The organism is Rubritalea sp. (assembly GCF_051252225.1).
Taxonomy (GTDB): Bacteria; Verrucomicrobiota; Verrucomicrobiia; order Verrucomicrobiales; family Akkermansiaceae; genus Rubritalea.
The window spans coordinates 158,561-181,747 of sequence record NZ_JBPOGE010000005.1; the positions used below are offsets into that span (position 1 = coordinate 158,561).

A 23,187-nucleotide genomic window follows, 5' to 3' on the forward strand; every position below is an offset into this window, starting at 1 on the left:
TGCTATTCTGAGAACTGCTCTGCCTTGGCTAACCATCTTGATAACAAAAGCATGGATTGCCATCCTTAAGCAACTAAACAAGCGATGAAGGGCGCGATCGCGTACCTAGTCGAATGGTAGAACTGAGTTAATATTCGCATGGTTTAATGCGGGTCTACCTTCAGTTCATCGTTAAATTTTTATTCTAAGCCTATGAAAAACATGTTTCTTAAAAACTCTCTAATTGCCATTCCTTTCACCTTTTTTGGAATGGCTGTTATCTCTGTAGCTGGGACAATGGGATATGATTTTGAAACAGATTCTTCTATTACCGGGGCTGCAGGAGATATCGTTTACTCGGCGCCGGATACCAACACGCTAGGCAGCAGTGTGGGTCCGTTTGAAATGACGGATAATGAGAATGCTGACCACTATGGACGGATTGTGAGTTCAATCAATGGCACAGCGCTGGGCAGCACAAAGGCGGCAGTTACCAGCCGCGGTACTGCACCAGGCGGGAATGCAATGAGTTTCACTTTAGATATTCCAGAAGGAAGTCTTGCTGACCTCAGTGCGATAAGTTTCGACTATGGTTTTTACAGTTCACTTTCTAGCTCGGCTACTAACGAATGGGTGCTGAGCGTGGAGATCGATGAGATCATCACTGAAGTGGAACGTGGTGGCTTTACTCATGATGGTGGGACAGATTATCAAGAACCGGTATCAGCTGCAGCGGATGTGGATATATCGAGCTTTACTGGGCTTACGAATACCTCTGTTACCTTTCACTTGCAGCTGAACTCGAGCGCAACTCATAATTTCACCTCGCGTGCGCACACCATCGACAATATTCAGGTGACTGCTGAAGTTACTGCAGACCCAGGTTTTCCGATCATTGGATCTTTTTCTGTAGATGATCGAGCAGTGCCTCCCAATACGACCGTGGCGCTCTCATGGGACATAGATAGAGCTGATTCGGTAGTGCTGAGCTCTATAGGTACAGTTGCTACAACAGGTTCAGCGAATGTGCTGCCGACGGAGACTACGACTTATGTTCTCACCGCGACGAATGAGTTGGGTTCGGTGCAGTCTGAACTGGAGGTTACCATGCTGCCGGATAAACCGAATGTTTTGGTGATGCTAGTGGATGATTGGGGGGTGACTGATTTGTCGGTGCCATTTGCCTATGATACCTATGACGATAGTGGAACGCCGCTTATCACCAATTTAAATATTCTCCATAAAACGCCCCATCTGGAAGCCTTAGCGGCGAATGGAATGAAGTTTACTCAGAATTATGCGACTCCAAAATGTAGTCCATCGCGAGCGACTATCTTGACTGGTTTCCATCCAACGTACCACGGGATTACGACACACCTCAATCTTGCCGGGACGATCAGTGATGGGCCTAATAATTGGCGTTACGAGGGGCTGGATGAGACGGATGTTGCGCTTCCTCATATGCTTGCATCCGAAGGCTACCGCTCGATCCATTGTGGTAAATGGCATTTGGGTGGAGCGGGTGATTTCGCACAGTACCCCACAGCAATGGGCTTTGATGTGAATATCGCGGGGTCACAATCTGGTCAGCCAGCGCGCTATGTGGCAACAAATTCAGGATTTACCACAAATGCTCGGCCGATGCCAAATATGGCGCATTATGCAGGTACTGGGATGTACCTGACTAAAGCGCTAACTATAGAATTAAACCAAGCGATGAGTGATGCTGTCGATGCGAGTCTGCCATTCTTTGGCTACATGTCTTATTACGGCGTGCACCGACCTTATACGAGAAATCCGGATGCAGTGGGTGATTACAGCAATGCACATAGTACGAATCATGAAATCTTCGCGACCATGATTGAAGCGATCGATGTTTCACTAGGAGATGTGGTGGAGCAGCTTGAGGAGCTAGGTATCGCCGAGGAGACTCTGATTATTCATTTAGGTGATAATGGGAGTGAGTCGCCAGTGCACGGAAACCAAGCGTCCATCCCTCTGGGGATTTTTAGTGACTTTCCTATGCGAGGTCAGAAAAACGATGGTTATCAAGGCGGGAGTCGCGTGCCACTCATCATCTCTTGGGCGAAACCTGATTCGGATCATCCCTTTCAATTAGACTTGCCGATTGTGGCTGATGGTGTGGAGCACGACATCGTTGGAATCGTCGATGTTGCTCCAACGGTTTTGTCGATCACTGGCGCAGCATCTCAAGATTTACACGGCTACGACCTTAGTCCCTACCTACGTGGTGAAGCGGGTACACATCGGCCGCAGAAGTACCACCTGCACTATCCCAATGCTAATTTTCCAACAGGCAATCTCACATGGTATCGCGAAGGCGATTGGAAACTGATGTATAACTATGGCGCAAATTCCTTCTTGCTCTACGACCTAGTGAACGACCCAACCGAGTCGGTTGATGTGGCAGCGGATGAGCCTGATCGAGTAGTTCAGATGGCGAGAGCAATGGCGCAAGAACTTGAAAGCAAATGGGGGCCACTCGGGGAGATATGGCCAATTATTTCTGGATCGGGCTCACCTAGGCCCGGAGTAGATGACCCGTTTTACCTTTCTTATGAAGATGATGATCGTGACACCGTTGATACGGATGGTGACGGTCTCGCTGATGCGGGCGAAGACATTGACAGTGATGGTTTAGTCAGTGTCGGCGAAACTGATGCCGGTGACTGGGATACCGATGATGATAGGACCGATGATTATACGGAGATTCGCCTTAACTTAGACCCTTTAGATTCAGCTTCACGTTTCTCTGTGAAGACGGATGGGGTCAATGAGGGGGGGCTCACGCTCGAGTGGCCGTCAGCACCTGGCTTGTTCTTTAATATTCTGGCGAGTGATGATCTCTCTAGTCCAGTGGAGGACTGGGTGGTTCTGATGCCGAATGTTGAAGCTGATCCATCTGAGAGTGAGACAAGGCAGATGGTACCAATTGATTCCGATAGGGAATTCTACACTATCCAGCTCTTACCTGAAGGATCACAGTCAGAAGAGCCTTAATCAAGAGGAGGTACGCGTTTGCGTACCTAGACGGGGCTGATTCATTCTGATTCATTCTGATTTATTATGCATGGTCTTATACCAATTTATTTTAACCACGAAACACACATAAAACATATGAATAAAATCCCTCTACTCTTAACCTGCGCACTTGCTTCTGTAGTGAGTACCCAGGCAGCAACAATCGCTTATACTTTCGAAACTCCAGGAAACATTACCGATGCAGGAAGCATTGCTGAATCATACTCTGGACCGGATAGTAATGATTTTGGTGCTGGAATCACAGTTAGTGCTTTTACTATGACGGATCGTGATGCTACGGAGTATTCGCGCTTCACAAATATTGGAAGCGGCAGTGTCGCTGCGGCGCTTGGGCATGGTGCGAACCCTTTGTATGCCTCTTTTACGGTGACCATTGATGACACTGTGACAGTGGATTTCACTAATATAAGCTTCGATACATCGATTCGTTGGAATGCTAATAATTTGATTAATATTAACGAGCAATTCACTACGTCTGTAGCTGGCGGCACTGCTGGCAATGTGACTGACTCGGATTGGTCAAAAAACGTAACTGCTAACTTTCTTGAAAACCCTGCCAATAATCAGTCCATTGGGCTGACTGGGTTGACTGGGTTGACCGACACCACCGTCACGTTCACGTGGGAGTTTGAGAGTAGCCGTAACAATACGTTTGCGAATGTTGCAAGTGGTCTGGACAACATCAACTTGACTGGTGTCAGCACAGCTGCTGTTCCAGAACCTTCCTCATCAGCACTTCTTCTCGGTGGACTTGGCTTCTTGCTTATGAAGCGCCGCCGCGCATAGAGAGTAAGTTTTTTTCATATTAATTGCCGCCACAGTATTTTTAATGCTGTGGCGGTTTTTTTTGGGTGGAGACGGTTGGGTACCTATTTTGACTTCATAAATGGGGCAGAGAGAGAATCTATTTAGGGCGTGATTGCGTACCTATACGGTCTGTTCATTTTATGATGGTATGTAGTCAGAACTTCCCAATCAAGAAGTGTACTATCAAGCCTAAGCTCCCAGTAGTGTAGTATGAGGTAGGAGCTTCGTTCGCTGTCAGCTTTGTATTGGAAATAGCCCATAAAATCCGATGACTAAAAAAGTGCTTTTATTGAATATTTCTCTTCAGAGAGTGCGAAACACTTAGCGACAGATAGGTGTTTAAAATGTGCTTCAGCTAATTTTTGGGTTCTGACTCTGCTACTTGAGCAGTTTGTTATTTCTGTTGATTACCATCTTTCTGTAGAGGGAAGCGATGGTAACTAAGGAGTAGAGTTAGAGCCTTTTCGTTTTATTCTCAGGCGGTGCTGACCATAGCCGCTGGGTGCCAATTCTGCAGAACTAAGATTACTAATCTATTAAAAGGGTTTAAATTCATAGGTTAATCAGGGTGGTATCCACTAAACGGGGGGTGTGCAGCGATGGAGGTCAAAGTAATGTCATCAAATAACTAGGTATGAACTTAAACCCATTTACAAAAGCTGTCTCAACAGTCTTGATCCTATTTACTATCGGAGTTGTTGGTCTTTGTAGTTCAGCTCAGGCTGTGACTTCTCCGTCAAAATCCAAGCAGCTTGGGGCTGAGAAGGGGAAAGCAAACATTCTCTTTCTCTTTGCGGACGATCAAATGTGGGAGAGCCTTGGCTGCCTAGAAGGTAGTGAGGTGAAAACACCGAACTTAGATCGCCTACGCGAGCAAGGCGCATTGTTTTCGCACGCGTATAACATGGGGTCGTATACACCTGCTGTCTGTGTGGCGAGCCGCACTATGCTTAATACTGGAGCATTCGTCTGGAATGCTGCTGAGCTTTCTCCGAAAGGAAATAACTCGAAGGATCCGAATGCTCCGAAGGATCAGGCGAAATACACAGTCGATAGTCGTTCGTCTGACGGCTATTGGTCGCAGTGGATGAAGCAAGCGGGTTATGAAACCTACTTTGCTGGTAAGTGGCATGTGTCAGGGTCTAAAGCTGAGAAACTTTTTGACCATACTCTCCATGTTCGCGGTGGAATGCCGGGAGGAGCCAAGAAACAATATAAGCGGGATTTTATTCCAGGAGAGCCAGACGGCTGGTCCTACGATGAATCCGAAGGCGGTTTCTGGCTGGGAGGCAAGCACTGGAGTGAAGTTCTGGCAGACGATGGTGAGATTTTTCTTAAGCAAGCCGCGATGAGCGATAAGCCATTTTTTATGTATCTAGCTTTTAATGCTCCGCACGACCCAAGGCAGGCACCTAAGGAATATCTGGATATGTATGATGTCGACGCATTGAAGGTTCCGGTCAATTTTTTGCCAGAGTATCCTTATAACGAGGCTGCTGGTGCTGGGCGTGGACTACGCGATGAAAGAACCGCTCCCTTTCCACGCACTGAGCATTCCATCAAGGTGACGCGTCAGGAATACTATGCGCTGATCACGCACATGGATGCGCAGATTGGTCGTATTCTAGATGCTTTAGAAGCTTCTGGAAAAGCGGATAATACTTACATCTTTTTCACTGCGGATCACGGTCTGGCAGTGGGTGACCATGGGTTCTTAGGTAAGCAGAATATGTATGATAGCAGTATGCGGGTACCATTCCTGATGGCTGGTCCTAGCGTTCCGGCTGACAGCACTGTGGATGCTCCTATTTATCTTCAAGATGCTATGGCTACTTCACTTGCGATTGCTGGTCTTAAAAAGCCGAAGCAAGTCGAGTTTCAGAATCTTCTTCCCCTTGCCGAAGGTAAAATAAAGCAGAGTGGTTATGATGCTATTTACGGCGCTTATTTCGGTGCGCAGCGCATGTATCGGAATGATAAATATAAGATGATCATCTATCCAACGATCCAGGTGGTTCGCCTCTACGATATTGTGAATGACCCATACGAAACGAAAGATCTGGCCGAGGGTAAGAATCGACCTGTTGAATTGATGAATACTCTCTTTAGCGAGTACCAAATACTACAGGATGAAATGGGAGATCCCGTGGATGTTTCTGAGGCTTATGAAATATTTATGAGTAAATAGTGTTTTAATATTCACGAGCTATCACCAAGCTGACTTCTATCAGTTCATACATCGGGATACGATTCCCTTCAAAAAACTTAAATTAAGCATGAAAATGAAATCTCTTACGCAATCCAAATCAATAGTGAGCGCCTGCGTTGCTCTCTTGGTCATAGGCTCACAGGCAATGGCTCAGGAAAAGATGCCTAATATTATCTATATCCTCGCAGACGATATGGGATACGGCGATGTGCAGATCCTTAATCCCGAGCGAGGCAAGATAGCCACTCCGCACATGGATCAAGTCGCGAAGGATGGCATGATCTTTACTGACGCCCACACTACCTCATCTGTCTGCACTCCGACACGCTATGGTATCATCACTGGTCGCTATAATTGGCGCACATGGAAGCAAGAGCACGTGCTCGATGGTTATGATTTACCACTGATTCCTACGACTCGTATGACTGTGCCGAGCTTCCTCAGTGACAATGGTTATAACACAGCGATGATTGGTAAGTGGCACTTGGGTCTAGAGATTTCTACGATTGACGGGAAACCGGCGAAGCCTGCAGCAGGTATTAAACAGAAGATGGGGAAGGGTGCTTTTCCTCCCGCTGAACTTTCTAATATCGATTGGAAGGGGACGATTCAAGGCGGACCGGTAGATCTCGGATTTGATTCTTGGTTCGGCATCACCGCGTCGTTGGACTTTCCTCCTTACGTTTGGATTCGTGACCGTAATTGGGTCGGAGAAGGCACATACGTTAAAGCTTTTAGGCGCCCAGGGCCGGCTACCGAGGAATTTGAGGCAATTGATGTGCTAGACGAACTAGTAGCGGAAACCGTCCAATACATTTCCGGGTATAAGAGTGACAAGCCATTCTTTATCTACATGCCATTGCCATCGCCGCATACACCTATTGTTCCCTCCAAAAAGTGGCAGGGAAAAAGTGGTATCGGTCGTTATGGTGATTTCATGATGCAGACTGACGATATCGTCGGGCAGGTGGTCAGGGCGCTAGAAGAGAAAGGAATTTCCGAGAACACGATGCTGATCGTGACCAGTGATAATGGTTGCTCTAAAGCAGCCAATTTTAAGCAATTGGAAGACCATGGGCATTTCGCTAGTGCGCAATACAGAGGCTCCAAGGCTGATCTTTGGGAGGGCGGTCATCGCGTTCCCTTCCTCGTAAAATGGCCTAAGGTTATCAAGGCGGGCAGCGTATCCGATGTGCTCACTTGCCAGACTGATATGCTCGCGACCTGTGCTGAAATGCTTGGTAAGGAACTACCTGTGAATGCTGGCGAAGATAGTGAAAGCATCTTGCCGATCTTCACTGGAAAGCCGACCGAATTTTCACGCAAAGGAATCATCAATCACAGTGTGAGTGGGCATTTTGCATACCGTCAGGGAAAATGGAAACTCTTGTTAGCCAAAGGATCTGCTGGCTGGACTGCTCCGACAGAAAAGGCCCTGGCGAAAGTTGACGACGCGCCTGAAGCTCAGCTCTACGATTTGGAGGCGGATCCTGGTGAGCAGAATAATCTCTATCTTAAAAACCCAGAAGTTGTTGAGCAACTGATGGCACTGCTTAAGGAAGACATCGGCAACGGTCGCAGCACCTCAGGCCCTAAACAAGAGAATGACATTCCTGCCGATCAGATCAAGTTGTGGAAAGGCAACGTAGCTAAGTAATTCTAGATTTTCGCGACACCTCACGTTTTTTTTATGAAAAATCATTCATCGATACTCTCTTGCCTGCTGTTTGGGGCTTGTCTGACTTCCTCACATGCTGTGGATCTCTATGTCAGCCCAATCGGCTCGGACTCTAATAGCGGCCTTTCGGGGCAACCATTGGCATCACTCGCTGGAGCCAAACTGAAAGCACGTGCATTTTCGGGCAAAGAAGCCGTCACAGTACATGTTGCTGATGGAGTCTACTACCTACCCGAAACGCTCGTCTTCACACCTAAGGATTCGGGGACGGGAGAATACCCAGTGGTTTACAAGTCCAACAATGAGGGCGGCGCAGTTCTTAGCGGCGGCTCCGAGCTTAAACTGTCTTGGCAGCCATACGAGAATGGGATTTATAAAGCACAAACGCCTGCTGGTCTGGTAATCGACCAAGTCTTTATCGATGGCCGCAAGCAGAGGATGGCGCGCTATCCGAACTACGACCCAGCGAAGAAGGCCGAACCTTATCAGGGATATGCCGCGGATGCGTTTTCCAAAGAGCGTGCGGCTCTCTGGTCTGACCCGACTGGTGGCTATATCCACTCGATGCATCGCTCGCGTTGGGGTGGTTACCATTATCTTATTACCGGAAAGGACACTTCAGGTGAGGTGACTTTTGAAGGTGGTTGGCAGAATAACCGCAAGAGCACCATGCATAAGGACTATCGCATGGTGGAGAACATTTTCGAGGAACTGGACGCTGAACATGAGTGGTATCATAATGCCAAGACTCATACCCTTTATTACAAGCCAGAGGCTGGAATTGATATTAACTCGGCAAAAGTCGAGGTAGTGCGCTTACGTAACGTTATTGAATTTCAAGGTTCAGAGTCGAAGCCAGTGAAGCACATCACACTTCAGGGATTTGTGGTGCGTCATACAGCCCGTACGTTTATGGATGTCAAAGAGCCACTCTTACGCTCGGATTGGGCCATTTATAGAGGTGGCGCCTTTTTACTTACTGGTACCGAAGGTATTCAAATCCTAGATACAGAATTCGACCAAGTCGGAGGCAATGCAGTTTTCGTAAGCAATTACAATCGTAATGTCCTCGTCAAAGGCTGCCACATTCATGACACGGGAGCCAGTGGCGTCTGCTTCGTTGGTGATCCGGGTGCCGTCCGTGATCCGCTATTCGAATATGGCGAGCGGAATGATCTTTCTGAAATTGACCGCACAGTGGGACCTAAGACAAATAACTATCCAGCTGACTCCGCCGTGGAAGACTGCCTGATTCACGGCATTGGACGCGTGGAGCGCCAGCCTGCTGGCGTGCAGATTTCTATGGCGCAGGGGATTACCGTGCGTGATTGCTCGATCTACGATACGGCACGTGCTGGTATCAATGTCAGTGAAGGCACCTGGGGTGGTCACTTGATCGAGCGCTGTGATGTGTTTGATACAGTTTTAGAAACGCATGACCATGGTTCGTTTAACTCTTGGGGACGCGATCGCTTCTGGCGCTCTGACCAGGAGACTACACAAGCAGCGGTCGATAAGGAGCCTAGTCTTCCATTTCTAGATGCCATGAAAACAACCACCATTCGTGATAGCCGCTGGCGATGTGATCATGGTTGGGATATCGACCTCGATGACGGTTCGACGAATTACGACATCTACAACAACCTGATGCTCAATAATGGTTTGAAACTGCGTGAGGGTTTCCGTCGCCATGCATGGAATAACATCACAGTGAACAACGGGCTTCATCCGCACGTTTGGTATCAGGGCAGTAAAGATCAGGTGTATTCTAACATTTTTATGGCACCACACCGTCCTGCTCGTATGACTACGCCTTATGTGGATGGAACAAGGGTGGATGAAAACTTTTACGATACTGATGAAGTAGGGGTGATGCGCGTTTCCAGTAAAACTGGCTGGGATAAGAATTCCCTATTTGGTGATCCGATGTTTATCGATCCTGCTAAGGGAGATTTCCGCGTACAAGACGGTTCGCCTGCTTTCGAAGTTGGCTTTAAGAATTTTCCGATGGATCAGTTCGGGGTGAAAAAGCCCTCGCTCAAAGCGATTGCACGGACACCTGTGATTCCAGTACTAAAGGCGGTTGTGGGCGGCTCTCCGCTGAGGAAAGGCAAGAAGAGTCAGGCTGCTCCGCAGACGGCAACCTGGATGGGGGCCTCGATCAGCGAACTGTCTGGTGTCGAGTTTTCCGCTTATGGAGTTAGTCAGGATGAGGGCGGTGTTGCTTTGATCGAAATTCCTAAGAACTCAGCCGCTGCGAAAACTGAGCTGAAAGAGGGCGATCTGGTACAAGCTGTGAATGGCAAAGCTGTGAAAAATAGCGCTCAATTTTTCAAGGTGCTATCTTCGATTCAGAACAAATCGCTTAAGTTAAAAGTGGTGCGTGATCAGCAGGTAATCGAGCTGGAGGTCGTGCGCTCAAGCATTATCGAAGTCGAAACGTCTTCGATCCCAGATGGGTTTTCAACATTACCAGTGCCCAGCGCGTCGAAGCTCGTCGTTGTTTCTAATAAGAAAAATGGCAACGAGTCACTGGCTACGCTAACTGACGGTAAACTTGTAGGGAATTTTGGACCAGTTTTTGGCAATGGTATACAAAACGGAGCCTACAAGATGGACCTGGGTAAAGTGCTGCCTGTGAGCTCGGTCACGAGTTGGTCATATAACATGGGTAAGACTCGTGGCGCGCAAAAGCTGACTGTGTATGGTAGTAACTCAGAAACTGATCCAGGCTGGAACCTCAATGCCTACACGCCGATTGGTACTATCGATACAGGAGCAACCAAGGAGAACTATCTCGCCGCATCTGTGCAGGCCCTCGATGGCAAAAACTTAGGTGAATTCCGCTGGATCGTCTGGGCAGTTTCTCCAGTCAGTTCCGCTGGGGATGGGGAAAATACTGCATTTCAAGAACTCGCAGTCGAAACTCAATAGTAGGATACAAAAATTAAAATTATGAGAACTATTAGAATAGCATCACTCTTTCTGTCTGTTTTGTTTGGCTCTTTTGCTCAAGCGGAGCAGTCACTTGAGCATACGGCAGACAAGCCTAATATCGTCTTTTTGATGACAGATGACCAGCGCTGGGACAATTTTGGTTGTTACGGTAGACCTGAGTTCAGAACTGAGAATATTGACCGTCTTGCTGACGAAGGTGTCATTTTTGATAATGCTTACTACGCTGTAGCGATTTGTCTACCGAGTCGTGTGACCATGATGTCTGGGCGATATCTATCGAATCACAAAGTCGGGTTCTCGCATCCGTATAACTACACGTTCTCCAAATCAGATTTTAACAAGACCTATCCTGCGATGCTCAAAGAGGCGGGGTACCGGACTGGTTTTATTGGGAAGTTTGGATTTCCAGTGACAGATGAAGCCTATGAGCGAAAGGGGAATGTAACCGGTTATAACCTGCAAAAAGAACTCTCACCCTACTTTGATTTCTTTGCTGGAACGGGAGTGCACTTCCGTGGTGCATTCGCCTCATGGCCTAAAGATAAAAAGATGGAAGCAATCTACAGCCCTAAACGTTCACCTAAGGAGCGTACTCTAAAAACTGGTGATGCGATGCTGCACTTTCTTGAGACTCAGCCAAAAGATAAGCCATTCTGCCTCTCGGTTAGTTTCTTTGCGGTTAAGAATGACAAAGAGAACGATGTGTATCCTCCCGATTTAGCTGAGTTCAGCGATTATGATTTTAGTGTTCCTGAAAACTGGGTGGAAGGTCGAAATACAAAACTACCTAAGGTGCTGGATAATTGGCGCGGGGTTCCTATGCACAAGCAAAGAACATCAACGCCAGCGCTTTATCAAAAATTAGTCCGACGTTTTGCCGCACAAGGATACAGTGTCGACCAGCAAGTCGGCCGACTGGTCCAAAAGCTTGAAAAAATGGGTGTGCTCGATAACACAGTGATCATCTACACCAGTGATAACGGGCGTTTCCATGGATCTCACGGCCTCTATGATAAGGCGATTCTCTATGATGAGTCTGTGAAAGCTCCGTTCATCGTATTTGACGGTCGCGTGGCGAAAAAAGATCGAGGTCGCCGTGAGTCTGCGCTGATGTCTTCAGTCGATGTCGCGCCGACCATCGTCTCGTATGCTGGATTGGACATTCCAGATAGCATGCAGGGGCTTGATCTCGTTCCAGTGATTGAGCAAACTCAAGATCTTGAACAATGGCGCGATGCGGTTTATATCGAAAGCCTTTTCATCGGGAGTCTTCACTCGAAAAGCGTGCCAGCTAATATTGCCGAAATAAACGCACGCATCATCGCAGATAATAAATCGTATCGCTCACGAGGCGTCAGGACAGAGCGCTATAAATATTTTAGCTACAACGAGCACTCTCCTGTCATTGAAGAACTCTATGATATGGAGGCGGATCCACACGAGCAGAATAACCTTATTTCTAATCCAGAATATGCCACTGTCCTAGCTGATTTGAGAAAACGGACAGCTGATTTTATCGCAGCTGAACCCAAATAGTATTGAGAGTTGGTCAATCGATGGGGGGGGCTTTTTTCAGAAAATACAGATTCAGCACCTTATGATAAAACGACTCATTGCCCTTTGGTTTATTGCGGTATTGTTACCGCTTAGCGTTCACGCGTCAGTGGGAGGGAACACCTTTCCTGGAGAGAAAACTGGCTTCCACGGATTTGACCGTTATAAATTTGAGACTCAGGGTGTGCCGGTATCGGTGATCTGTCCGAAGAATGCTGCTCAGGGAAAGCCTTGGCTCTGGCGCAGCCTTTTCTGGGATGCTATTCCGCAGTTCCATCAGACCGATCTGAAACTGGTCGAGCAGGGATTCCACGTGGTGCTGGTGCATGGTGATGTCTCAGGCCATCCGAGCGGTAACAAGAATATCGATGCCGCGTATGAATTACTGACAAACGAGTACGGTTTTTCGAAAAAGTGTTCTATGGCATCGATGAGCCAGGGAACGCTACAGCTCTTCCGTTGGGCTTCGGAAAATCCGCAGAAGGTGGAGAGCATCTATGTGGATAACGGAGTTTGCAATGTCATGAGTTGGCCAGCTGGTAAACTTGTTCCTGGTAATGATTCGACTGGCAATGGCAATGCGAAATCGTGGGCACTTTTTAAGAAAACTTACGGTTACACTAGTGATGACGAAGCTTTAAAGACCAAAGATAGCCCGATTGAGATGCTGGATCCATTGGCTAAGGCTAGTGTTCCGATTCTGATAGTTTGTGGAAGTAAGGACGCAGCAGTTCCTTACGAAGAGAACGATGCGATTATGGAAAAGCGCTATAGGGCGCTCGGTGGTGATATCACTGTGATCATAGAGGACAAAGGGCACACGCATGGAATGAAAGATCCGACCCCGGTGCTGGAGTTTATTCGGAAACATTCAGGGGTTGCTGACGGATTGGACTCAAAGTAGTTCAAATTCGCGACCAGCGCTGCCTCTAAGATGGTAAAAGTATGCTCTTCTCTTTTTAGTTTTTGCTCTAATCAATGTCGTTTCGGGTAATCTTGGTCAGTATGAATCTGGGTTTAAGGATGCTTACATGATTTAAATGAGTTTTTGGTTGTCTCTGAAAGGGAATAACTTGAATACAATTGAGTGGTGACTGAAGGCTTTATCAGAAGGAATATATGGGGATGGGTCGGTTACACTTGGATTGGTTGATGGTTTGAAACAGCTTCGGGATGTATTGCGCTCTAAATAATTCTAGATCAAAGGTGATCGAACATAGTAATTATAGCTTTATGATAAATCCAATACTCAAGTTCAGCTCTCGTGTTGCTACGTGGGGCTTAGGCTTACAAAGATTTTTCAGATCGCAAAAAGTAGGGCGCACCTCGCCTGCGATCAGAAATATCGAGAGGAGCATGATGAAACATAAAATCTTGGGGACGATTACTTTGACGACCCTGCTTGCTGGAGTCGCTATGGCGGCCCCGATCTCCATCATCAACCATAGTTTTGAAGATGATGCAGGTGTCGATGGGGAGCTCGGTTCAGGTGTGGTGACGGGGTGGACGGAGTCCGGTCGCACCATCGGCTGGCTCAATGTGAGTAATGAATTCTATACGAGCCCTGATGTCATCGACACAAATAGTAGTGGCGGGACGCTTGGCGACATGGATGGAAAACAGGTGTTGTTTATTTTCAGCAACTCGGTTCGATCTGTCACGCAGACCTTAAGCAACAGTATCGTGGTGGGGAAGCAATACAAGCTGACTGTCGCCGTGGGCGATCGCGACACTGGCTCGAGTCAGGGGTTTGCAGGCTATGATCTTCGCTTGTTAGCTGGTGGAGTTGAGGTGGCGACGGAAAGTAGCACAGTATCTCCAGCCAATGGAACTTTCACTGACGTCGAGTTGGTATACACTGCGCAGGAGGGCGATAGTGGTATATTACAAATTTACATTGGGACGGTTGACGCCAGTTCAAGTAATGCTCTTGAAGTGGATAACGTTCGCCTCACCGAGGCAGATCCCACTGGCACTGGTTCGATTGAACTCAGTTCGCTCATCAATCGACAAATCGTGCAGCGGGACTGGACCGATCAGGCTTCGCTTCCGCTTTCGGGTTCTCTTTTAGGAGATGGAACAGAGATTCAAGCCCGTGTTGTTGCAATCAACGGCAATGGAACGGATACCGACTGGGTGACCATCGACGCGTCTCCCGCCGAGACAGATTATTCCGGGACGCTTGATGTTGAGGCCGGCTGGTATCAATTGGAACTCCGCTTGCTCGATGGCAGCAATGTCCTCGACGAGGTCGGGGTGGACCACATTGGAGTTGGTGATATTTATATTGTCTGCGGTCAGTCCAATTCCGCGAATTTCGGGGAGGGACGACCATCAGCCGCCGATGATAGGGTGTCGTACTTCGGACTCCCTTCAGGCAGCTGGCAGCACGCCGAGGATGCCCCTGAGAACCCGTCCGCATTTCCAGGGAGAAATGGTTCCCCTTGGCCGGCGCTGGGCGATCTTTTGGCCGCAAGCGAAGATGTGCCAATCGGGTTTGTTTCGCTTGGAGACGGAAGTTCCTCTGTTGAAAGCTGGATGCCAGACAGCGATGATAACTATCCTAATCTGCAAACAGCAGTGCAGTCCTTTGGCGTAAACGGATTCAAGGCCGTCCTTTGGCACCAAGGTGAGCACGATGCTGATCCTAGTGTGGACACCTCGACAGCGGTCTATGCAGCTCGTCTTGAGGCCGTGATTGATGCTTCTCGGGTAGATGCGGGTTGGGATGTGCCGTGGGGGGTAGCAGAGGTTTCATACCCATATGATGACCTGGATGTTCCTGCTGCGCAGCGTCAGGTGGCAGCTGATGATTCTTTAGTTTTTGCAGGTGCCACTACAGATACCTTGGGTATTGAATACCGTGACGGTGCGCATTTTACCGCCGACGGTCTTGTGGCGCACGCGAACCTTTGGTTTGATGCTATTAACGACGTATTTCCTGACTTGGAGATTAGTGGGTTGTCCTTATCGGGTGATGTTGGGACACTATCGTTTTTGGCTCCTTTGGGAGGTCACTACCAAGTTGAAAAGTCTATTAACTTGCTTAGCTCCGATTGGGTCGAGGTTGCCGATATAGAAGTATTGTCCGAAACTCCTTATGAGGTGGAGGTCTCTACAACGGAGGACTCTTCATTCTTTCGCGTTATACGAGTCCAGTGAAGATGTTAGAATTACATTTACCATTTCTATTTGCTGTTCTCAATCGCTTAAACTAGGTGGGAGTTTCAGCTGTCAATCATCCGATGAATGTATGAGGATGCTTCAGATGTCCCCAAATCTGTGGCGTTCTTGAAGTAACTTTGGGATCTGCTCTGCTTAAAATAATTTATTAAATCATAAGTTCATCAATGCACCTAAAACCGAAGTTCTACTCAATATCCATAATAACTCTGCTGATGGCCTCGTTGGTGGTCGCTGATGTGAAATTGCCAGCGATTATCAATAGCCAAATGGTGCTGCAACATGGAACCAAAGCCCCAATATGGGGCTGGGCTGATACTGGAGAAAAAGTGAGCGTTTCTTTCGCCGGACAGACGAAGAGCGCAACTGCAGCGTCCGATGGTAAGTGGATGGTGACTCTGGATCCGCTTAAGGTCTCAGCTCAGCCGCAGGTGATGACTATCAAGGGCAAGAACACGCTCACGCTCGATGATGTCCTAGTGGGCGAAGTGTGGATTGCCTCCGGCCAGTCTAACATGGAGTTCAGTATTGGTGCGATTGTTCCAGAGGAGCAGGCGCTGATTTCAGCTCAAATCGACAACAAGTTGCTACGAATGTTCTGTGTGGCGCCGAAGATTCAGAGCTCACTGGCATTGTCAGATACAGCTGGATATTGGAGCGTTGGATCCTATTTTATCAATCAGATGGAAGCGGGGAAGATTCGGACCTATGACAGCCACTCAGCAGCAGGATACTTTTTTGGACTGAAGCTGCAGCAAGCACTGCAGATGCCTGTTGGGGTGATCGATACCTCTTGGGGGAGTACCTCGATTGAAGTTTGGATCGCAGATGAAGGCTATGAGATGGAAGGCATTGACTATCGTAAAGTAAAGGCCGACCAGGAAGCTGAAGCTATCACAGTCCGTGATCAACTTGCACAAGATATTGTTCAGTGGCGCGCTGCGGCTCAGACATCTGTCGAGAAGAACCGAATGGTTTCAGCTAACATGAAAGTTCCAAAGTCTTCTGTGACGAACGCCATCTATAATGGAATGGTGGCACCACTGGTACCTTTCGCTGTGAAAGGTGTGATCTGGTATCAAGGGGAAGGCAATGTGACGAGCACAGACTATTTTCAAAAGTTGAAAGCTTTAACAGGTGGTTGGTCTAAAGTTTTCAATGTTCCTGACATGCCATTCTACTTAGTTCAGATGGCTCCCTATAACTATGGGCACAAAAACCCTAAACAAATAGGTCCCCAAGCGATCTATGATTCTGTGGTGTCAGCTCAATATAAAGCAGCAAAAGAGATTGAAGGATGCGATGTCATTAACATTTCAGACACGGTTTCTGGCGATGTGAAGAATGTGCATCCTACCCATAAGAAGACGGTTGGAGATCGTCTCGCTGCCCTAGCTCTAAAACATGACTACGGGAAAGATATGGTCTGTACCGGGCCACGTTTTCAGAACGCAACTCTAGCTGGTAATAAGGTGGAGGTCTCTTTTGATCACATTGATCAAGGGCTTGAAACATCTGATGGTGAGGCGCCTAACTGGTTTGAGCTTGCCGGGGCTGATGGAGTGTTTGTCGTGGCTCAAGCAAAAATCGACGGCGATCAGATAATTGTCTCAAGCCCAGATGTGAAAGCCCCTCAGTTCATCCGCATGGCCTGGAACAACATCGCAGAACAAAACCTGCGCGACAAAAATGGCTGGCCTGCATTTTCTTTTAATGAAGCTGTTAGCCAGTGATGAAAACTAGTGAGCCATATAATAGCACTACATGGATTTAATCGTCTTACCTAGGTTAGATCGGACTGTTGCTTAAGTTTTCTCAGATATGTTAGGCACGAAAATCCTAACCAATGCTGGCGAAATCAGTGAATAAATTTCACAGGAAATCTACTTCAGAGTTGTGGTGATGACTATGGTCGGTGTTGTGAATAATGTCATAAGTGTCGTTTTTTGTAATGATGTGTGACGTGGTGGAGTGTTGACCGATTTTTTCTAAAAAGGTTAATCTGATGCATGAGATTCTTCATTTCTCATAAACCTAAAACTAAGGATAACTATACACACAGAGACCTATGAAATATACTAGACACCCCCTAATTTGTGCAAGTGCTATTGCCACTTGCCTATTAACCTTTCCCGCGGCACATGCTGCGACGATCTCTTGGGATCCATCCGGCACTGACATTAGTGGTGATAGCAATGTTTCCACAAATGGAGGTGCTGTATGGGCCTACAGTCTAGGTAATTCTGGAGCTTCTGATGAAGTAAATGGTGTGACTTTTACTGGTCTAAACACAAGTAATACGGATTTGACCTTCACTGGTCTTACTTCTGCTAATGCTACGGCGTTTGGGAATGGTACTGGTGGAAGTGCTTTTAGCAGTCTTTCTGCGAACTATCAGGACATCCTTGAGAGTGGTGCTTTTACTGGCGGAAATAACGCAGTGGTTTCCCTTACTTTGAATGGGCTAAGCTTAAATCAGCAGTATGAAGTTCAATTCTGGATCAATGATGCCAGAAGTCGTTCTGATATGGATACTATACCTAGGCAAGCAACTATCGAGGGAACGTCTATTGTGGTGGATTACAATACTGCGGGTGCAAGTACGAATGCTGGCTTAGGACAGTTCATTACTGGCACCTTTACGGCGGATGCAGAGACGCAGACATTTACTTATACTTCAAATGCCCGTCAGCTCAATGCCATTCAGTTGCGTGCTGTTCCTGAACCTAGTTCTCTTGCCTTGCTTGGGCTCGGCGGTTTTGGACTTCTTGCTCGACGCCGCCGTAATGGTTAGTAGGCGTTGTTAGTTTTTTTGTTAGGATAGTGCGAGGAATTCGCACTATCCTTTTTTATGTCAAAGAATGATTCTATTCTGAGCATCTCTTGTAAGTGGGGAAATGCGCAAAGATGTTTGCGCAATATGTAAATGCATAATGATAGATCACTTCCAAGAAGGAGAGTACTATCAATGTCTGATAGAAATAGGATTCATCAAGGGCTCATTGAATCTAAAGCTATGCATGAATGGCCAAAAAATGGCCAATCTACAGCTAGATACCATTACCTGAAACTTTTTAAATGACATGAAGATACACTCACCAACTTTCCGTTCTCTTATGTTTGGCGTATGCCTGACTTCCGCACACGCTGTGGATCTCTATGTGATTCCAAACGGCTCTGACACTAATAGCGGGCTGAAGGGCCAGCCTTTAGCGTCACTTGCTGGGGCGAAGCAAAAAGCGCGTGCGTTTGTGGGGAAAGAATCGGTCACGGTCCATGTGGCTGATGGAACCTATCATCTTCCTGAGACACTTGTTTTCACAGCTGAAGACTCTGGGACAAAAAAGCATCCAGTTGTTTACAAATCCTTTAATGAAGGAGGCGCGGTGCTCAGTGGTGGTTCAGAGCTCAAACTGTCTTGGCAGCCTTACGAGAACGGTATTTATAGAGCGCAGACTCCCGCAGGTTTAGAGATCGACCAGGTCTTTATCGATGGTCGCAAGCAACGGATGGCGCGCTATCCGAACTACGATGCGGCGAAAAAGGCTGAACCTTATCAGGGGTATGCGGCGGATGCTTTTTCCAAAGAGCGGGCTGCGGGTTGGGCTGATCCGACTGGCGGCTATATCCACGCGATGCACGTTAAGCAATGGGGCGGTTATCACTACCTCATTACTGGTAAGGATACGAAAGGCGGAGTGAGCTATGAGGGCGGCTGGCAAAACAACCGGAAGATGGGGATGCATAAAGATTACCGGATGGTGGAAAACATCTTTGAAGAACTGGATGCGGAGCACGAGTGGTATCACAATGCCAAAACGAACACTTTGTATTACAAGCCCGCGGCTGGAGCTGACATCAAATCGGCCAAGGTCGAAGTCGTACGCTTACGTCATTTAGTCGAGTTTGAAGGATCAGAAGAACAGCCTGTAAAAAACATCACATTGCAAGGATTTGTGGTGCGCCATGCGGCTCGTACATTCATGGATGTGAAGGAGCAGCTCTTGCGCTCGGACTGGGCGATCTATCGTGGAGGTGCGTTCTTTCTAACAGGCACCGAGAATATCCAAATCCTGGATACGGAGTTTGACCAAGTCGGCGGTAACGCGATTTTTGCAAGCAACTACAACCGCAATGTCCTTGTCAAAGGTTGCCATATTCACGATGCGGGAGCCAGTGGCGTCTGCTTCGTCGGCGACCCTAATGCAGTGCGTGATCCATTGTTCGAATATGGCGAGAGGAATGATCTATCGAAGATTGACCGCACGGTCGGTCCTAAGACCAATAACTACCCCGCAGACTCTGCGGTAGAAGACTGTTTGATCCATGGTATTGGCCGCGTGGAGCGCCAACCAGCCGGTGTGCAGATTTCTATGGCGCAGGGGATTACTGTGCGCGATTGCTCTATCTACGACACGGCTCGTGCCGGCATTAATATCAGTGAAGGCACTTGGGGCGGTCATTTGATCGAGCGCTGTGATGTGTTTGATACAGTTCTCGAGACCCATGATCATGGGTCTTTCAACTCGTGGGGACGTGATCGCTACTGGCGCTCTGATCAGAAGTCTTCTCAACTCGCAGTGGATAAAGACCCAAAGCTTCCATTCTTAGACGCGATGAAGACGACGACGATTCGTGACAGCCGCTGGCGTTGTGATCACGGTTGGGACATCGATCTCGATGACGGTTCGACGAACTATGATATCTACAATAATTTGATGTTGGCGCGTGGTTTGAAATTGCGTGAAGGCTTCCGTCGCCATGCATGGAATAACATTACCGTGAACAACGGATTGTCCCCACACGTTTGGTATGACGGAAGTAATGACCAAGTGTATGCCAATATCTTTATGTCAGCGCATCGCCCTGTTCGTGTGAATAAAACAAAGGAGGGTACGCGTGTGGATAGTAATTTTTTCGCAGCAGACGAATCAGCGGTGATGAAAGTCTCGCAAGCTTTGGGTTGGGATGAAAACTCCATCTTTGGTGATCCGATGTTCGTTGATCCTGCCAATGGTGACTTCCGTGTGAAGGATGGCTCTCCCGCCTTCGAAGTGGGCTTTAAGAATTTTCCAATGGATCAGTTCGGGGTCAAAAAGCCAACGCTTAAAGCGATCGCGCGGACGCCTGTTATTCCTGATGTCAAGATGGCAAAAAGTGTTTCAACTATAGCTGCGTCGAAGAATATGAAATGGTTGGGTGCTACATTGACTGAACTATCGGGCGAGGCATTTTCAGCTTACGGTGTGAGTGAAGAAGACGGAGGCGTCGCTCTTTCAGGAGTGAAGTCGAACTCAGCAGCAGCCAAAGCTGGCTTTGAAGAAGGTGATTTAATTCAAGGTGTCGATGGTCGAAAAGTTGTGAAGTTGAAAGATTTCAACCGCTTGATTGCTAGAGCTAAAGGCTCAGTCACCTGTAGAGTAGTTCGGAATCAGCAAGTGATCGAAGTGAAGGCTTCGCTATAACTGGTAGATCAATACAGATAAGCCTTCGACTGTTAGAACTAAAAAATACCTGATGAAAATTTATAAACCAGCACTTGCTAGTCTCGTCGCACTTTCGGCCGTGATGAACGTCCACGCTCTTGAACCCCTAATAGGTGAAGAGGCTAGAAATGCTAAAAAGGGCATGGCGAGTCCGGGGAAGAAAATGATGAATGTCACTTTCAAACAAACTCCTCAAGGCCCAGTACAATTCGATTTTTATTTCCCAGATCAAGACAGCAGTAAAGACAAGCCAGTGGTCATTTTCACACATGGCGGTGGATGGGCTGCTGGGGATAAGAGTAAGGCTGGTTCTGGCTCATTTAAGACGGTGCATCAGGCGTTATTAAAGAAGGGTTTCTGTGTGCTGTCCGTGGGATACCGAAAAGTTGCAAAAGGGGGAGATACAGCGATGCGTGATTGTGTGATCGATGCCAAGGATGCGCTTCGTTACATTTCAGCTTACAAGAAAGAATTAGGAATTGATCCTAACAGGATTTACACCTTTGGCGATTCGGCTGGCGGCCAATTGGCACAAGTGGTTTTGCTTTCACCACAGGACAGTTTACCGGGTGACCCTGAACTTTCGGAATATTCTTATAAAACCGTCGCAGGTGTTTCTTGGTATGGGCCTTGTGATTTCCAAGACCCTCAGTTGTTTAACCACGATGACCGGGAGAAGTTTAAAGATAGATTTGGCGGAAGAATTATGTCCGGTGGCGCAAAAGCTGAGGATAAAGATAAACTCTATCGCGAGATGAGTTCAGTGAGCTATCTGACTAAGGATAGCCCTGCGCTGCTGATGTTTCAGGGCGATAAAGATACGACTATTCCAGTGAAGCAGGCGTACCGCATGCAGGAGGCACTTAAAACTATCAAGGCGCCAGTGGAGATCGTCATTGTGAAGAACTCTGGGCATAATTTTAAACCTGTGGAGGGGACGGTGACGCCATCGAGAGATAAAATTATTGAGCAAACTATCCAATTCTTTGCGGATCACCAATAAATTGAAAGTAGGTTGGAGCGAGTAGATATCTTTCCCCTCATTGTAAAAAACAAGCGATATGAAATCAGAGAATCAAGGGCCGCAGGGTTTCGGACGAGCGAAAGGAATGAGGGGATTGCTCTCAACCTTTTCGGTCGCTGTATTAAGCGTATTCATATGCGCCAACTCGGCAGTTCAGGCTGAGCCTGGTTATGCTGGAGAATGGAACAAGACGCGGCTTTACGGTCATTCCTATAGCGGCGGTAACTTTACGGATGAGCAATACGAATGGATAAAGAATCACTTCGAATATTTCACGGTTGAGAAGCCGCACATGCGCTCGCTTTATCCGGATCCATCTCATGAGAAAACCAGTGCTCTAACAGCAACACGTCTCATTAAGCAGAATCCAAGGTGCAAGCCACTGATGATCTATAGCATTAGTGCTGCCTACTGTAAGTGGTTTGAAGCTGAGAATAAGGCGCTCAAGGAGCATCCGGAATATTTCAAAATGAATGACAAAGGCGTTCCGACGCATTTGAACCTTCCGCTCAAGGCTGAGAATGATTGGTACGTGAAGACGGTAAACAGCATCTGTGAAAAGAGCGATCTGCAGGGAATCTTTATTGATGGCTGGCGCACGGCTGTTCGCAAGCACAAGCCTAACGTTTCCTATATCACCTCGAAGATGACAGGGTTTCGATTGATCAATGGATTTATTCTGAATCAGAAGCGCAACGGCATGTATGACGGGCTTGAGATGCTTGATAATGTGGATGGCGTATTCATCGATAGCTGGTTCCGCCACACCTGCGACAGTGTGACTGCTGGTGAAACGATGATCGATACCTGCCTTCAGGTACCTAACGACAAAATGTTTGTCTGTTTTTCAGCCCATGACGGCTGGAGCAAAACCCACGAATTCAGCCATGCGGCTTATCTTATCGTGGCACATGAGAAAGCGTACTTTCGCTGGGTTGATGAAGGAGATCATCTATGGAATTCTTCATCGTTGATGACTTGGCATGATGACTTCGGTAAAAAAATCGGTAAGCCATTAGGCAAGGCCGTGAAGAAAGGACACACTTATCATCGTGAGTTTGAGTTCTGCACAGTCGATCTTGATTTAGAAAATAAGACCTCATCTATTGTCTGGAAATCTGCTGTAGATTCGGATTAATCTAGGAATTTCGCCGACAAACCAAGGCGCTGTTGATAGAATACGATGCCAAAAAAGGTATGGTATCACTGCTGCGCGAGAATGGTCGAATTGGTGAAACACCCATAG

At 47.5% G+C, this 23,187-nt stretch carries 13 protein-coding genes; all 13 read left to right on the plus strand.

Annotation, left to right across the window (positions count from 1 at the left end; translation table 11 throughout):
- The first annotated feature begins 192 nt into the window (after positions 1-192).
- The 13 genes from ACSHX2_RS07115 to ACSHX2_RS07175 all read left to right on the plus strand — a co-directional run bounded on the left by ACSHX2_RS07115 (position 193) and on the right by ACSHX2_RS07175 (position 23,079).
- Positions 193-3,000, plus strand: a complete 2,808-nt coding sequence (locus ACSHX2_RS07115) for a sulfatase-like hydrolase/transferase (RefSeq protein ID WP_435691962.1) — start codon at positions 193-195, stop codon at positions 2,998-3,000.
- 117 nt (positions 3,001-3,117) lie between these two features.
- A complete protein-coding gene (locus ACSHX2_RS07120; protein ID WP_435691964.1) occupies positions 3,118-3,828 on the plus strand; it encodes a PEP-CTERM sorting domain-containing protein in 711 nt (236 codons plus the stop codon).
- Between the two features lie 655 nt (positions 3,829-4,483).
- Positions 4,484-6,037, plus strand: coding sequence for a sulfatase-like hydrolase/transferase (locus ACSHX2_RS07125; RefSeq protein ID WP_435691966.1), 1,554 nt, complete (start codon positions 4,484-4,486; stop codon positions 6,035-6,037).
- Between the two features lie 94 nt (positions 6,038-6,131).
- Complete coding sequence (locus tag ACSHX2_RS07130) at positions 6,132-7,715, plus strand: sulfatase family protein (protein WP_435691968.1); 1,584 nt, start codon at positions 6,132-6,134, stop codon at positions 7,713-7,715.
- A 33-nt stretch (positions 7,716-7,748) separates the two neighbouring features.
- Complete coding sequence (locus tag ACSHX2_RS07135) at positions 7,749-10,670, plus strand: right-handed parallel beta-helix repeat-containing protein (protein ID WP_435691970.1); 2,922 nt, start codon at positions 7,749-7,751, stop codon at positions 10,668-10,670.
- Positions 10,671-10,691: 21 nt separating this feature from the next.
- The gene (locus tag ACSHX2_RS07140) at positions 10,692-12,230 is read left to right on the plus strand and encodes a sulfatase-like hydrolase/transferase (RefSeq protein ID WP_435691972.1); all 1,539 of its coding nucleotides are present in this window, start codon (positions 10,692-10,694) and stop codon (positions 12,228-12,230) included.
- A 61-nt stretch (positions 12,231-12,291) separates the two neighbouring features.
- Positions 12,292-13,152, plus strand: a complete 861-nt coding sequence (locus ACSHX2_RS07145) for a hypothetical protein (protein WP_435691974.1) — start codon at positions 12,292-12,294, stop codon at positions 13,150-13,152.
- Positions 13,153-13,604: 452 nt separating this feature from the next.
- Complete coding sequence (locus ACSHX2_RS07150; protein WP_435691976.1) at positions 13,605-15,410, plus strand: sialate O-acetylesterase; 1,806 nt, start codon at positions 13,605-13,607, stop codon at positions 15,408-15,410.
- A gap of 188 nt (positions 15,411-15,598) precedes the next feature.
- On the plus strand, positions 15,599-17,164 hold the full coding sequence (locus ACSHX2_RS07155; protein WP_435691978.1) for a sialate O-acetylesterase: 1,566 nt from the start codon (positions 15,599-15,601) through the stop codon (positions 17,162-17,164).
- 335 nt (positions 17,165-17,499) lie between these two features.
- Positions 17,500-18,225: a PEP-CTERM sorting domain-containing protein gene (locus ACSHX2_RS07160; RefSeq protein ID WP_435691980.1), complete on the plus strand. Its 726-nt coding sequence runs from the start codon at positions 17,500-17,502 to the stop codon at positions 18,223-18,225.
- 289 nt (positions 18,226-18,514) lie between these two features.
- On the plus strand, positions 18,515-20,896 hold the full coding sequence (locus tag ACSHX2_RS07165) for a right-handed parallel beta-helix repeat-containing protein (protein WP_435691982.1): 2,382 nt from the start codon (positions 18,515-18,517) through the stop codon (positions 20,894-20,896).
- A 52-nt stretch (positions 20,897-20,948) separates the two neighbouring features.
- Positions 20,949-21,920, plus strand: a complete 972-nt coding sequence (locus ACSHX2_RS07170; protein WP_435691983.1) for a prolyl oligopeptidase family serine peptidase — start codon at positions 20,949-20,951, stop codon at positions 21,918-21,920.
- 58 nt (positions 21,921-21,978) lie between these two features.
- A complete protein-coding gene (locus tag ACSHX2_RS07175) occupies positions 21,979-23,079 on the plus strand; it encodes a putative glycoside hydrolase (RefSeq protein WP_435691985.1) in 1,101 nt (366 codons plus the stop codon).
- The last annotated feature ends 108 nt before the right edge of the window (positions 23,080-23,187 follow it).